General features: G+C 45.9%; 12 protein-coding genes. All 12 read left to right on the top strand.

Annotated features, from left to right (window positions below):
* Positions 1-184: 184 nt before the first annotated feature.
* On the top strand, positions 185-1,324 hold the full coding sequence (hybO, locus tag P7M01_RS02180; RefSeq protein WP_202937638.1) for a hydrogenase 2 small subunit: 1,140 nt from the start codon (positions 185-187) through the stop codon (positions 1,322-1,324).
* Positions 1,325-1,343: 19 nt separating this feature from the next.
* Positions 1,344-2,336: a hydrogenase 2 operon protein HybA gene (gene hybA, locus P7M01_RS02175; protein ID WP_317482885.1), complete on the top strand. Its 993-nt coding sequence runs from the start codon at positions 1,344-1,346 to the stop codon at positions 2,334-2,336.
* Positions 2,329-3,540 carry a Ni/Fe-hydrogenase cytochrome b subunit gene (gene hybB, locus P7M01_RS02170; RefSeq protein WP_202937637.1) on the top strand — a complete coding sequence of 404 codons (1,212 nt, stop codon included), beginning with the start codon at positions 2,329-2,331 and terminating at the stop codon, positions 3,538-3,540. Before hybA ends, hybB begins: the two co-directional genes overlap by 8 nt.
* A gap of 16 nt (positions 3,541-3,556) precedes the next feature.
* Positions 3,557-5,266, top strand: coding sequence for a hydrogenase 2 large subunit (gene hybC, locus P7M01_RS02165; RefSeq protein WP_317476344.1), 1,710 nt, complete (start codon positions 3,557-3,559; stop codon positions 5,264-5,266).
* Positions 5,266-5,754 carry a HyaD/HybD family hydrogenase maturation endopeptidase gene (locus P7M01_RS02160; RefSeq protein WP_317476345.1) on the top strand — a complete coding sequence of 163 codons (489 nt, stop codon included), beginning with the start codon at positions 5,266-5,268 and terminating at the stop codon, positions 5,752-5,754. The genes hybC and P7M01_RS02160 overlap by 1 nt, the downstream gene beginning before the upstream one ends.
* An 8-nt stretch (positions 5,755-5,762) precedes the next feature.
* Positions 5,763-6,269: a hydrogenase-2 assembly chaperone gene (gene hybE / locus P7M01_RS02155; RefSeq protein ID WP_317476346.1), complete on the top strand. Its 507-nt coding sequence runs from the start codon at positions 5,763-5,765 to the stop codon at positions 6,267-6,269.
* Positions 6,270-6,294: 25 nt separating this feature from the next.
* The gene (hybG, locus tag P7M01_RS02150) at positions 6,295-6,570 is read left to right on the top strand and encodes a hydrogenase maturation factor HybG (RefSeq protein WP_202937633.1); all 276 of its coding nucleotides are present in this window, start codon (positions 6,295-6,297) and stop codon (positions 6,568-6,570) included.
* Positions 6,571-6,767: 197 nt separating this feature from the next.
* Positions 6,768-9,266: a CRISPR-associated helicase Cas3' gene (gene cas3 / locus P7M01_RS02145; protein ID WP_317482884.1), complete on the top strand. Its 2,499-nt coding sequence runs from the start codon at positions 6,768-6,770 to the stop codon at positions 9,264-9,266.
* Positions 9,267-9,274: 8 nt separating this feature from the next.
* Positions 9,275-10,021, top strand: coding sequence for a type I-C CRISPR-associated protein Cas5c (cas5c, locus tag P7M01_RS02140; RefSeq protein ID WP_317482883.1), 747 nt, complete (start codon positions 9,275-9,277; stop codon positions 10,019-10,021).
* Positions 10,018-12,114: a type I-C CRISPR-associated protein Cas8c/Csd1 gene (gene cas8c / locus P7M01_RS02135; protein ID WP_317482882.1), complete on the top strand. Its 2,097-nt coding sequence runs from the start codon at positions 10,018-10,020 to the stop codon at positions 12,112-12,114. Before cas5c ends, cas8c begins: the two co-directional genes overlap by 4 nt.
* A gap of 25 nt (positions 12,115-12,139) precedes the next feature.
* Entirely contained in the window at positions 12,140-13,096 is a 957-nt protein-coding gene (gene cas7c / locus P7M01_RS02130) for a type I-C CRISPR-associated protein Cas7/Csd2 (protein WP_317482881.1), read from the top strand.
* Positions 13,097-13,762, top strand: a complete 666-nt coding sequence (gene cas4 / locus P7M01_RS02125) for a CRISPR-associated protein Cas4 (RefSeq protein ID WP_317482880.1) — start codon at positions 13,097-13,099, stop codon at positions 13,760-13,762.
* The last annotated feature ends 19 nt before the right edge of the window (positions 13,763-13,781 follow it).

Below are 13,781 nucleotides of genomic sequence, written 5' to 3'. Positions count from 1 at the left end.
AGATTTTTTATTTTTTGTCTCTTAAATAGGAATAATTCCCATTTATAATTATAAGTTATAAAATTTGCGATATTTATGTAAAAAAGTTGTTATATCTTGACTTAAATCAACGTATTTTCTTATTAAAAGCGTAGCATACGCTTCTATTAACCACGTCTTTTATGCGTGAATAGGAGTGATATATATGCAACGACATGACGGATTCGTATCTGCGTTAAATTCGGTATCCCGCCGAGATTTTATGAAATTATGTACCGCACTTGCGGCAACAATGGGGTTAAGTTCAAAAGCGAGTGCCGAAATGACTAATGCACTCACAAATCCGCAACGTCCGCCTGTCATTTGGATTGGCGCACAAGAATGTACCGGCTGTACCGAATCTCTTCTCCGCGCCACCCATCCGACTATCGAAAATCTTGTTCTTGACCTTATTTCACTGGAATACCATGAAGTGCTGTCCGCTGCATTCGGAGAGCAGGCGGAAGAAAATAAACACCGTGCCTTAGAACAATACAAAGGGAAATATATTCTGGTTGTGGACGGTTCCATTCCGGTCAAAGACGGCGGCATTTATTGTATGGTTGCCGGCAAACCTATTATTGAACATATTAAAGACGCAGCGAAACATGCTGCGGCGGTGATTGCTATAGGGTCCTGTTCCGCTTGGGGCGGCGTGCCTTCAAGCGGCGGTAATCCGACGGGCGCGACCAGTTTGTCCGGTGTATTGCCGGGTGTGCCGGTGATTAATATTCCGGGCTGTCCGCCGAATCCGCACAATTTCCTGGCAACCGTGGCATATATCATGACTTATAAAAAATTGCCTGAAACGGATAAATTAAATCGCCCGTTATTTGCTTACGATCGTCTTATTCATGAAAACTGTTATCGCAGACCGCACTTCGATGCGGGCCGTTTTGCCAAAGAATACGGTGATTACGGACATCGTCACGGTTGGTGTTTATATCACCTTGGTTGTAAAGGGCCTGAAACCTATGGTAACTGTTCAAGTCTGGATTTTTGCGATGTCGGGGGAAATAACTGGCCGGTAGGCATCGGTCACCCTTGTTACGGTTGTAATGAAAAGGGTGTCGGTTTTACCAAGGGTATTTTTGAATTATCTTCAGTAGAAAATCCAACGCCTAGGGTGAATAAACCGGATGTCGGTAATCAGGAGGGGAATGTCGCTTCAATGACGGCAGTGGCCTTATTAGGTGGTGCCGCGGCCATTTTAGCGGGTGTAAGCGTGGTGACGTTAAAAGAGTTAAGCAATCAACGTAAAGCTCGCGAGCTTGAAGAAGAACGAAAAAACGCTAATCATGAATAAAAACCAAGCGGGTGAAAAAATGAATAGACGTAAATTTATTAAAAACAGCTTGCTTGGCGGAATAGGCGCTACTATTCCGGTTGTTAATTTGCAGGCGGCTGAAGTTCCGGAAAGCAAGGTTATTCCCAATGCATTGGGAATGCTTTACGATGCGACGCTTTGTGTCGGTTGCCAGGCTTGTGTGGCGGAATGTCAAAATATTAACGGTACGGCCGTCAATCCTGACGGCGAACAGCAATGGTCAAACAATGACAAATTATCGCCGTTTACCCGCAATATAATCCAGATTTGGTCTGATGGAGACGGTTCGCAGAAAGATAAAAAGGAAAACGGTTATTCCTACATTAAAAAGCAATGTATGCATTGTGTGGAACCGAACTGTGTCAGTGTTTGTCCGGTTCAGGCGTTAACTAAAAATCCGGTTACCGGTATTGTCCAATACGATCCCGACATTTGCACCGGTTGTCGTTACTGCATGGTGGCTTGTCCGTTTACCGTGCCACAATACGATTACAACAATCCGTTGGGACAGATCAGCAAATGTGAATTATGTAACCAAAAAGGTGTGGAACGTATTGATCAGGGAAAATTGCCGGGTTGTTGTCATGTTTGTCCGACCGGTGCGGTGATTTTCGGTTCTCGTGAGGATTTACTGGCGGAAGCCAAACGACGTCTTTCTTTAAAAGTCGGGGAAAAATACGGCTATCCGCGTCAGCATATTCATAGCCAGGATAAAAACACCGCAACGGTAGCGGAATATGTTCAGCATGTGTATGGTGAATTTGAGGGTGGCGGCACACAGGTTTTAGTGATCAGCGGTGTTCCGCAGGAAAATTTAGGACTGCCTGCATTGGATAACGAAGCGACGGGCGCTCGCGCCGCACATTTACAACATACCCTTTATCGGGGCATGGTATTGCCGTTAGCGGCATTAGCCGGATTGACCTTCATCACTTATCGCAATATGAAAGGTGATCACGAAGAACAATATAAGGAGAACAGCCATGAATAACGTTCGTCCTGTCGGTGGGAAATTGATTACGGCATCGATTCTCTTTTTTGCCCCGTTGGCATTGATTTGTTTAATTCTTATTGTGAAACGGATGTTCCTCGGTATCGGTTCGGTAACGGCATTAAACGGCGGTTATCCTTGGGGATTGTGGATCGCCTTCGATTTACTCGTGGGTACCGGCTTTGCCTGCGGCGGCTGGGCGTTAGCCTGGGCGGTGTATATTTTTAATAAAGGAAAATATCACGCACTTGTTCGTCCCGCATTGCTTGCCAGCTTGTTCGGTTATAGTCTGGGCGGTTTATCCATTACTATTGATATGGGGCGCTACTGGCATTTGCCGTATTTTTACCTGCCGGGGCAATTCAATACCAATTCTGTTTTGTTCGAAACCGCCGTTTGTATGACGATCTATATTTTGGTGGTGACACTGGAATTCGCCCCCGTATGGCTAGGTTTCTTCGGGTTTAAAAAATTATTCAACAAATTGAATAAAATCATGTTTTTCGTGATTGCTCTGGGGGCGCTGTTACCGATGATGCACCAATCGTCCATGGGCTCATTGATGATTGTTGCCGGTCATAAAGTTCATCCCGCTTGGCAAAGTTATGAAATGTTACCGGTATTTTCCTTGCTGACGGCATTCATCATGGGATTTTCTATTGTGATTTTTGAAGGTTCGCTGGTGCGTGCGGGGTTAGCAGGTAAAACACCGGATGAACGCCACTTGTTCACCAAGTTAACGCGCGTAAGTGCGGTCTTAATTGCGGTATTTTTACTCTGCCGTTTCGGTGAACTGATTTATCACCACAAATTGAATTATGTTATCGGATTATTTAAATTCGAAGCCTGGATGTTTTGGGCGGAAGTCTGGTTAATGACCTTGCCGTTACTGACCCTGTTCCTCGGGGAAAAACGTTCCGACGGGCGCTGGTTATTTATCTCCGCCTTAAGTATGTTGCTGGGCGCCGCTTTATGGCGTATGGATTATTCCTTAATCATGTACGATCCGGGTAACGGTTATAAATATTTCCCGTCCGCACAGGAATTGTTAATTTCAATCGGTTTCGTGTCTATTGAAATCTGTGCGTATATTTTAATTATTCGGTTATTCCCGGTTCTTCCGGTGTTAAAAGAAGCACAAAAAGAAAAATCGGAACAAGCTATTGCACAAAAAATCGCACGCAGCGAACAATTAAGCCGCTAATAAGAGAACATAAAAAATGAGTGAGAAAAAACGTATTACTATTGACCCTATTACCCGTATCGAAGGGCATTTACGCATTGATTGCGAAATTGAAAACGGTGTCGTGACCAATGCCTGGTCAACAGGAACCATGTGGCGCGGGATGGAAAATATCGTAAAAGGCGCGGATCCTCGCGATGCCTGGATGATCATGCAGCGAATCTGCGGCGTTTGCACCACGGTCCATGCCATTTTAAGCGTGCGGGCGGTAGAAGACGCTATCGGCGCCAAGGTTCCGGTGAATGCACAATATATCCGCAATATGATTCTGGCGGCGCACAGCATTCACGACCATATCGTGCATTTTTATCAGCTTTCCGCAATGGACTGGGTGGACATTACCTCCGCGCTTAAAGCGGATCCGGCTAAAGCCTATGAAATATTGAAAGGCATATCAACCTGGTCCTTAAACAGTGAAAACGAATTCCGTAACGTACAGCAAAAAATCCAAAAATTGGTAGACAGCGGGCAATTAGGCATTTTTGCTAACGGTTATTTCGGTCATCCGGCAATGAAACTGCCGCCGGAAATCAATCTGATTGCCGTTGCGCATTATTTGCAGGCATTGGAATGTCAGCGCGATGCAAACCGGGTAGTGGCTTTATTAGGCGGTAAAACGCCGCATATCCAAAATCTGGCGATTGGCGGGGTAGCCAACCCGATTAATCTGGATTCTGCGGCGGTATTGAATATGGAACGTTTAATGTATGTGAAATCCTGCATTGATCGCCTCAGCGATTTTATCAACCAAGTGTATAAAGTAGATACCGCAGTGATTGCCGCTTACTATCCTGATTGGCTGAATTACGGCGAAACTTCTCGTAATTATTTAGCCGTGCCGGAATTTCCGATTGACGCCGATAATTCTAAATTCCTGCTTAGCGGCGGTTATATCGAAGACGGTGATATGAGCACCTTCCAACGCATAGACGAACAAAAAAGCGATTTCGTGATAAAAGGCATTAAAGAAAGCGGCAAACACGCCTGGTATGAAGACGACGAACCGCTCGAACCTTGGGAAGGTTTAACCCGTCCGAAATACACCGGTTGGGATGAAAACGGCAAATATTCCTGGGTGAAAGCGCCGTCGTTCTACGATAAAGTGGTGGAAGTGGGGCCGTTGGCCTATTTACTGACTAACCTGGCGGCGAAAAACGAATTAACTACCGCGCATTTCAGCCAGTTAAAAGGGTTGTATGACACCGTAACCGGCAACAATTTAAGCGTGGAACAGCTGCATTCAACGTTGGGACGCATTATCGGTCGTACCGTGCATTGCGCCGTGTTAAACGACATTTTGGTCCAACAATGGCAATTGCTGATTGATAATATCGGCAAAGGCGACAACGTGGCCTATTTAAAATGCGCCATTCCGGAAAGCGGCGAATTTAAAGGCGTAGGTTTCGGTGAAGTGCCGCGCGGTATGCTGTCGCACTGGGTGGTGATTAAAGACGGCAAAATCGAAAATTACCAGGCGGTCGTTCCGTCCACCTGGAATTCAGGCCCGCGCAATCACAACGACGAGCCGGGACCTTACGAACAATCGCTCATCGGCACGCCGGTTGCGGATCCGTCCAAACCGTTGGAAGTGGTGCGCACCATTCATTCCTTCGACCCTTGCATGTCTTGCGCCGTGCATGTGGTGAACACGGAAAACGGCGAAACCACAGAAGTGAAGGTGCTGTAGTGAAACCGTTGATTCTGGGCATCGGCAATATTCTGCTGTCCGATGAAGGCGTCGGCGTGCGAGCGGTTCAGGCGTTGGAAAAACGTGCGGAAATTTCACCGCACTTTTCCGCCCGATACGATATTGTCGACGGCGGCACCTGCGGCATGGAATTGCTGGATACACTGGCGAATCGCGAGTATGTCGTCGTCATCGACGCCGTACTGGCGGGGAAAAAGCCGGGCGAAATCCTAGTGCTGAAAGACGAACAGGTTCCCGTCTTTTTTTCACGAAAAATATCGCCGCATCAACTGGGGTTGTGCGATGTGCTGTCCGCCTTAAAGCTCACGGACGAATATCCGAAAAATCTTTGCTTAATCGGCGTTCAACCGGATTCTCTGGAACCGAACATCGGTCTCACCGAAACCGTGGAACACGCCATGCCGGCCGTTTTTGTTCGGCTTAACCGCATTTTAACCGAATACGGCTTGCCGACGTTGGATCATTAAAACTCACTATGTATCAACACGAAAAAACATCGCAAAATTTGACCGCACTTTCAGGCGCAACCGGGTTTCGGGAGAATCCTGTCGCGCTTTTCCAAAGAGAAATGGAACGTGCGCGCCCGAATATGAATTCGCTTCCGTTCTTCCGCGAAGAGATTCCATGTTATTGCCCGCCTTTTGTTTTGCTGGATAACCAATGGATTGGCACGGCGCTCACGCCGTGGATGCTAAGTTTAGTCATTCTGCCAGGTCCGAACCAAGAGTGGGAATCGAGAAGCGTAGGGGACAAACTCGGCGTAGCGTTGCCGTACAAAACGCTGATGTTTACCGTCAGCCAATTGCAACAAATCCCTTATTATCTCAGCCATTCGCTGGCTTCGCCGTTAGATCGGAATTTGACGGCGCAACAGGCTGTTCAACTTGCCGACGATTGCCTGAAAATGGCGTTATCTTTCCCGCTGAATCGAACGCCGCCTGATTTAAATCGTCGAAATATTTTGCGGGCGATGATAAAATGACGCCGTTACGATTGAGGATGAATTTATGTGTTTAGGTGTACCGGGGCAAATCGTCGCCATCGGAGACGACGCTTTCCAGCTTGCCACCGTTGATGTGTGCGGCGTTAAGCGTGATGTCAATATCTCGCTTATCTGCGACGAAAGCCCGCAACAACTGCTCGGCAAATGGGTGCTGGTTCATGTGGGATTTGCCATGAGCGTTATTGACGAAGACGAGGCAAAACAAACTCAGGAAGCGTTAATCGCCATGAGCCAATTAGAACATGAAGTCGGCGATTTCCTGGGATTAAATCAAAAATAGCATTACCAAGTGCGGTCAAAAATCCGATTGATTTTTACCGCACTTTTTTGCGTTTTGGGTGTTCAATAAATCATCAGATTCTTACTAAAATTGATCTAAATTAATAAATATTTCGTTTGTTCAGTATACATAAATTTACATTATAATTATATTTCATTACATAAATTTACAATTTACTTGTATACAGAGGTAACTGAATGAATGAACCTTTCGTTGCTCATATTCGAGAAGTTGATAAGTATCAACAAGCTGTCCAAACCCACCTGACTGAAACTGCCGCTATTGCCCGCGAATTGGCGGCAAAGTTAGATTTACCTGAAGTGGGCGAGTTGCTTGGGTTAATGCATGATTTTGGCAAATATTCTCAAGCGTTTCAGGAATATATCAAAGCGGCCACAGGCGTGAATCCCGATGTCGATGTGAAAGATACGCTGCCGAACGGCAGTAAAATTGACCACTCCACGGCAGGCGCGCAATGGGTGTATAGCCGTCTGAAAAAGTTTGGCGCGCCAAACGGCATCGGCGAATTGATCGGGCAAATGTTGGGCTTGTGCATTGCCTCACATCACGGGGCGGGGTTGATTGACTGTTTGAACCCTGAAGGCGAAGCGGTTTGGTTGAAGCGCTTTTCAAAAGACGATGTGCTCACGCATTTGACCGAATGCGAGCAAAATTCTGATGAACCGGTCAAGCGGCAAGCGGTGGGTTTAGCAAGTAAAACTTTGATCGACCAAATGGTAAATGCACTTAAACCCATTGTACGACCAATGGTTGATTCTTTTCAGAAAGAACGCCCGACGGGAAAGATTGAGACCTCCCATACAATTGAGGAATTTTATCTTGGCTGTCTAACCCGTTTTTTATTCAGTTGCCTGATTGATGCCGACCGTATCAACAGTGCAGATTTTGAACGCGAAGAGCAAAAGGATTTGCGCTGTTTTACCCAAAAGCCGAATTGGCAGGAAGCGATTGATAAGTTGGAAACCCATTTAGGCAATTTTGAAATCCGCTACCCGATTGACCAAATCCGCCGCGAGATATCTGATGCCTGTCTGAAACGTGCTGCTGACCCGCAAGGCATTTATACGCTTACCGTGCCGACCGGCGGCGGTAAAACTTTGGCGAGCCTGCGCTATGCCTTGCACCATGCGCAAAAGCACAATCTTGACCGCATTATCTATATCATTCCCTACACATCCATCATCGACCAGAATGCAGGAACTGTTCGCGAAATTTTGGGCGAAGATTGGGTTCTGGAACACCACTCCAACCTTGATCCCGAAAAACAAAACTGGCAGGACAAGTTGCTTGCCGAAAACTGGGATAAGCCGATTGTGTTTACCACCATGGTGCAGTTTCTTGATGCCTGGTTCGGCGGCGGCACACGCGGTGCGCGGCATATTCACCCGATGACCCGCAGCGTACTGATTTTTGACGAAATCCAAACCTTGCCGGTGAAATGCGTGCATTTGTTCTGTAACACATTAAATTGGTTAACCCAATTCGGCAAGTCCAGCGCGGTATTGTGTACCGCTACCCAACCGCTATTGGATAAGCTGCCCAAATCGGAATTCGGCGAATTGAAATTGGCAGAAAATGCCGAAATCATGGGTAAAAACGATCAATTAAACAAGCTGTTCGACGACTTATCGCGCGTGGAAATCCATTATCAACCCAAAGCCGGCGGTTGGTCGCTGGCCGCAGCGGGTGAATTTTTATTGACGCAGTTTCAGACGGCCTCAAGTTGCCTGTTTATCGTGAATACCAAAAAATGGGCGCAGGATTTGTACCAATACTGCCAACAGCAAAACGTGCTGCCCGAAGCCCTGTTTCATCTCAGCACTAACCAATGTTCGGCGCACCGCAAAGCTATTTTTGATGAAATCAAAGGCCGTCTGAAAAATAAACAGCCCGTGATTTGCATCAGCACCCAGTTAATCGAAGCCGGCGTGGATATTTCGATGGCTTGCGTCATCCGCGCTTTGGGCGGCTTGGATTCCATTGCCCAAGCGGCGGGGCGCTGCAACCGGCACGGTGAAAAAGACGGCAAAGGGCAGGTATATGTATTGAATCTGCAAGAGCCGAGTTTGGCGCAGGTGTTGCCCGATATTCATCAAGGGCAAATCCATACCGAGCGCGTTTTGCGTGAATTCGTAGGGCGGGATATTTTGCAGCCCGCTGCCATGCAGCAGTATTTCCAATACTATTTTTACAACCGCAGCGGCGAGATGAGTTATCAGGTAAATCAGAAAGATAAGAATGATGGGTTATTACATTGGTTAAGTGATAATTGTTTTAACGCAGGTGCAAAATTTAAAGGTCGTCTGAAAAACGATATTTTGAGGAGTAGAGATTTACATCCGTTACTTATGCAGTCTTTCAAAAGTGCGGGGCAAATATTCCGAGTGATTGAAGCACCAACCCGCGCAATGATTGTACCGTATGGCGAAGGCAAGGCATTGATTGGCAAACTGTGCGGCGAATGGGATCCCGCCGAAATGCGCTGTGCTTTGCAAAAAGCCCAACGCTACAGCGTGAACGTTTTCCCGAATGTTTGGGATAAATTGCAAAAAGCCCAAGCCGTCCATGAAACCATCGAAGGTTCGGGCATTTATTATCTGAACGAACGCTATTACAACAACGCATTCGGCTTGTCTTCGGATGAAACAAGCGACATGACTTTTTACGATTTATAAGGAGCAATATGGACTATAAAAACCATAAATTCAGTTTCCGCGTGTGGGGGCGGCAAGCCTTATTTACTGACCCCGTAACTAAAATCGGTGGCGAAAAATTTACCTATCAAGTGCCGACCTACGAAGCCATTAAAGGCATCGTAAAAAGCATTTATTGGAAACCAACCTTGATTTGGCATATTGACCGCGTCCGCGTGATGAAACCCATCCGCACTCAAAGCAAATCCACCAAGCCTCTGGACTGGAACGGCGGCAACACTCTGGCTATTTACACCTTCTTGCAAGACGTGGAGTACCAAGTGGAAGCCCATTTTGAATGGAACGAACATTGGGCGGAATTAGCAGGCGACCGCAATTTCGGCAAACACGTCGCCATTTTCGAGCGGATGCTGGCACGCGGCGGACGGCAGGATATTTTCCTCGGTACGCGAGACTGTCAGGGCTATGTGGAGTTGTGTGAATTCGGCAGCCCAAGTCGAGACGGTAAAGCAGGCTTTTACGATGAAATCGACAATCTCGATTTCGGGCTGATGTTCCACAGTTTCGGCTATCCCGAAGAAACGGGCAAGCACGAGCTGGTCAGCCGTTTTTGGCAAGCGAATATGCAACATGGCGTGATTGAATTCCCAAGTATAAACGATGAGGCAGGCCGTCTGAAAACCCGCTTTATCCGCGAGATGAAACCTGAAAAACCGTTTAAACGCGGTGAAAACGTGAAGCCTGTGGAAGATGAAGCCAAGGAGTTGGGATTATGAGTTGGATGAAGAAACTTTACCTCACCTATGAATATGTTCAAGAACAAGGTTTAGATGATGAAGATTTGGCACTGCCGTTTCATATGTCTAAGGCGGTTCATTTAAAGGTTATCTTAAATGATAAGGCGGAGCTGGTTGGTTTTGAGCGATTTGAAGGAAAGAAACAAGTTCCGATACAGGTAACGGAGAAATCATCCAAACGAACAGGTTCAACCATTGCTCCTTATGCTTTGCACGATGGATTGCAATACATTGCTAAAACATCGGAAAAATATTTAACAACAGAATATTTTTCAAAAGTAGCTGAAAAAGAGAAAGGAAATAAATGGAAAGGCTTTCTTTCTGGGTCTGATGAGGTTAAGCAGAAGTTTGTTGATGCGGAAAAGGCAAAATATAGAGAGTGCTTTTTATTTTATGAAAAGCAATTGTCCGCCTGGGTTGAAGCAAATCATTTGCAGGAAATAAAAATTGTTTTGCAATATATTCAAAAAGGCTCGCTGATTGAGGATTTGTTAGAGAAAAAGGTTTTTACTTTAGAAAATAATATCCTGCTAGCAGGGAAGGATGATCCTTTTAACTTCACTATTGTATGGGCTGTGGAAATGGGTGATCTGCATTCAGATCTGTGGAATAAGTCTTGTATTCAGAATCAATGGATTGAATATCAAGAAAGTCAAATAAAAGGACGTCGCCAAAAATCCTTATGCAACATCACTGGGGAATTAGATTATCCAACAGAAGCTTATCCAAAAATAAATGGCAACGCAAAATTGGTTTCAGCTAATGATGATACAGGATTTACCTTTAGGGGCAGATTTTATGGAGATAAAGATAATGGAGCTAAATCGGAATTAGGTAGTCAGGCTGTGATCTTGGGAAATAGTGCTTCACAAAAAGCATTTAGCGTACTGAAATGGCTGATTGATCGGCAAGGAATACGAAATGGTAAAAAAGGCAAACAAGTGATTCTGGCTTGGTCAAGTAATTGTATATCCGATGAAGATAAAATTTTATCTAATTACTATCAAAACGATGATATTTATACTTCTTTATTTTCAGAAGGCAATATTGATCAATCTGCTGATCTTGGTCTAAAAGCTGCGGAACAATTAAGGAGAAAATTCCTCGGTTATAAAGAAAAATTAGCCGCGAATGAACAAATTTCCTTGTTAATGGTTGATGAACCATCAAAAAATGGTGGCAGAATGTCTTTAACGTTTTATCAGGAGAAACTAAGAGATGATTATTTCCGAGATTTAGAGGCATGGCAAGACGATTTTTCTTGGTATCAAGAATATAAATCTTCTTGGATTTTTGCTGCTCCATCCTTGGAGCGTATTTCGGAAGCAGTTTTAACCAAAACAGAATTTGAAGATAAAGATCGAAAAGCAAGAAAACAGCTTTATTCTAGACTTTTACCAGTCATTGCTGGTGGTGAATCCGTACCAATCTCTTATGATTTAGTACAAAAAAGTTTTCAGACGGCCTGCAATCCTTATGCAAACCACCGCCCAGAAGATGGGGAAAAAATTCGTGAAGCTAATTGGCAACGCAATATCGGCGTCGCCTGCGCCTTATACAAAGGCTGGCGCGCCCGTCATCAAAATCCATCACAACGGAGATCTTACCCTATGAGTTTAGATACAGAAAGTCGTTCACGCGATTATGTGTTTGGCAGATTATTAGCAGTCGCTGAATACTTGGAACGAACAGCCTTAAACATAACAAATGAAATACGAGCTACGAATGCTGAGCGTTATATGCAACGTTTTGCAACGCAACCTTACCAAACTTGGAAACAGCTTGAAGAAAATTTGAAGCCATATAAGGATAGATTACGAAAAGATTACCCTGTGAAAGTCTCCGAAAAATCTGTTTTGACCAACCCGCTTGGATTCTTGATTAATCGGGAAAATGAAATAACTGAATTGGTCTGTGTATTGGATGAGTTGCGACAATCGGGTTGTGAGCTAAATAAGCCGTTAGAAGCAGAGTTTCTGCTTGGCTACCACAGTCAAAAAATGGCTTACCGCAATAAAAAGAATGCTCAAGCACAGCAAGATGAGCAAGACGCAATCAAAACCGCTGAATAACCCTAAACATTGAAAGGAAAACAACATGAGCTTAACCAAAAAAATCGACTTTGCCCTGATTCTTAAAGTCACCAACGCCAACCCCAACGGCGACCCCTTAAACGGCAACCGCCCACGCGCCGACTTCCAAGGCTTCGGCGAAATGACCGATGTTTGCCTAAAGCGTAAAATCCGCGACCGCCTGCAGGATGAAAAACAATCAATTTTTGTCCAAGCAAATGAGCGAAAAGATGATGGCATGGTAAGCTTAAAAAGCCGCTACGATGCTTTTATTAAACAATTAAAGGAGAACCAAGAGAATACAGATGGAACGGACTTATTGGGGGACGAAATAGGTAAAAAAAACAAGAAGAAATCCACCCAGAAAGATTTGAAAAAAGATGAAATCGCAAAAAGGGCTTGCCAAAAGTGGTTAGATGTGCGTAGCTTCGGGCAAGTTTTTGCATTCAGCGGTAAAGATGAAGATGGTGTATCTATTGCTGTACGCGGTCCAGTTACCGTTCATTCGGCATTCAGTATTGAGCCCATCAATATTACCAGTACTCAAATTACCAAAAGCGTGAATGGTGATGGTGATAGTGATGTGAAAAAAAGTTCCGACACTATGGGCATAAAACACCGCGTGGATAGCGGTATTTATGTCGCTTTCGGCGCCATGTCGCCGCAACTTGCTGAACGCACCGACTTTTCCGACACCGATGCCGAAACCATCAAAACCGTGCTAACCAAATTGTTTGAAGGCGATGCCTCATCTGCCCGCCCCGAAGGCAGCATGCAGGTGCTGAAACTGATTTGGTGGGAACATAACTGCAAAGCAGGGCAATACTCGTCCGCCAAAGTGCACGATAAATTAAGAAACTTAATTGAAGAAAATCGTGAAAATCTTACGGCTGAAAAATTGCACGGCTTGATCAAAGAAGAGGTGCTTTCATTATCTGGAGAAAACGGGACACTCAAACCAGAAATTATTGACGGCTTCTAAATGACGGAAGATTTCCAAATTACCACGCAAAACCCACCGCTTGCAGGCGCAGGGGAACGGGATTTGCCCACCGTTTCCCTCTCCGCCCTGCAACACTACGCCTTCTGCCCGCGCCAATGCGCGTTGATTCACAACGAGCAGGCGTGGGCGGAAAACTATCTCACCGCGCAGGGGCGTTCGCTGCACGAGCGGGTGGATTCGGGCGAGCCGGAAACGCGCAAGGGCGTGCGCTTTGAGCGCAGCGTGCATGTGTCGGCGCAGCGGCTCGGTATCAGCGGCATTGTCGATATGGTGGAACACGATTTGGCTTCAGACAGCCTGAAGCCTGTCGAATACAAACGCGGCAAGCCCAAACCCGAACCGTTCGACGAAATCCAGCTTTGCGCTCAAGCGTTGTGCCTTGAGGAAATGACGGGGCAAACCATCAGCGAGGGGGCGCTATGGTATATGCAAACCCGCCACCGCGTGCCGGTAGCGTTTTCAGACGGCCTTAGAGCGCAAACACTGGCCGTTCTCGCCCAAGTGCGCGAACTCTTGGCAAGCGGGCAAACCCCGCTGCCGGTGTACGGCAAACGCTGCAAAGCCTGCTCGCTGGTGGAAGTTTGCCAGCCGAAGTTGTTGGAACGGGATCGGTCGGTGGGGTATGTGGCGGGGTTGTTTGAATAGACTTTTAATATTGAGGGAG

It is taken from the genome of Exercitatus varius, assembly GCF_029577735.1.
GTDB classification, from domain to species: domain Bacteria; phylum Pseudomonadota; class Gammaproteobacteria; order Enterobacterales; family Pasteurellaceae; genus Exercitatus; species Exercitatus varius.
Note: the sequence above shows the minus strand (reverse complement) of the source record. Positions and strands in the feature narration are given on the sequence as shown.

Coding starts and splice junctions, on each gene's coding strand:
- hybA (WP_317482885.1), top strand. CDS start 1,344: ATGAATAGACGTAAATTTATTAAAAACAGCTTGCTTGGCGGAATAGGC.
- hybC (WP_317476344.1), top strand. CDS start 3,557: ATGAGTGAGAAAAAACGTATTACTATTGACCCTATTACCCGTATCGAA.
- hybO (WP_202937638.1), top strand. CDS start 185: ATGCAACGACATGACGGATTCGTATCTGCGTTAAATTCGGTATCCCGC.
- hybB (WP_202937637.1), top strand. CDS start 2,329: ATGAATAACGTTCGTCCTGTCGGTGGGAAATTGATTACGGCATCGATT.
- cas5c (WP_317482883.1), top strand. CDS start 9,275: ATGGACTATAAAAACCATAAATTCAGTTTCCGCGTGTGGGGGCGGCAA.
- cas8c (WP_317482882.1), top strand. CDS start 10,018: ATGAGTTGGATGAAGAAACTTTACCTCACCTATGAATATGTTCAAGAA.
- cas3 (WP_317482884.1), top strand. CDS start 6,768: ATGAATGAACCTTTCGTTGCTCATATTCGAGAAGTTGATAAGTATCAA.
- cas4 (WP_317482880.1), top strand. CDS start 13,097: ATGACGGAAGATTTCCAAATTACCACGCAAAACCCACCGCTTGCAGGC.
- cas7c (WP_317482881.1), top strand. CDS start 12,140: ATGAGCTTAACCAAAAAAATCGACTTTGCCCTGATTCTTAAAGTCACC.
- hybG (WP_202937633.1), top strand. CDS start 6,295: ATGTGTTTAGGTGTACCGGGGCAAATCGTCGCCATCGGAGACGACGCT.
- hybE (WP_317476346.1), top strand. CDS start 5,763: ATGTATCAACACGAAAAAACATCGCAAAATTTGACCGCACTTTCAGGC.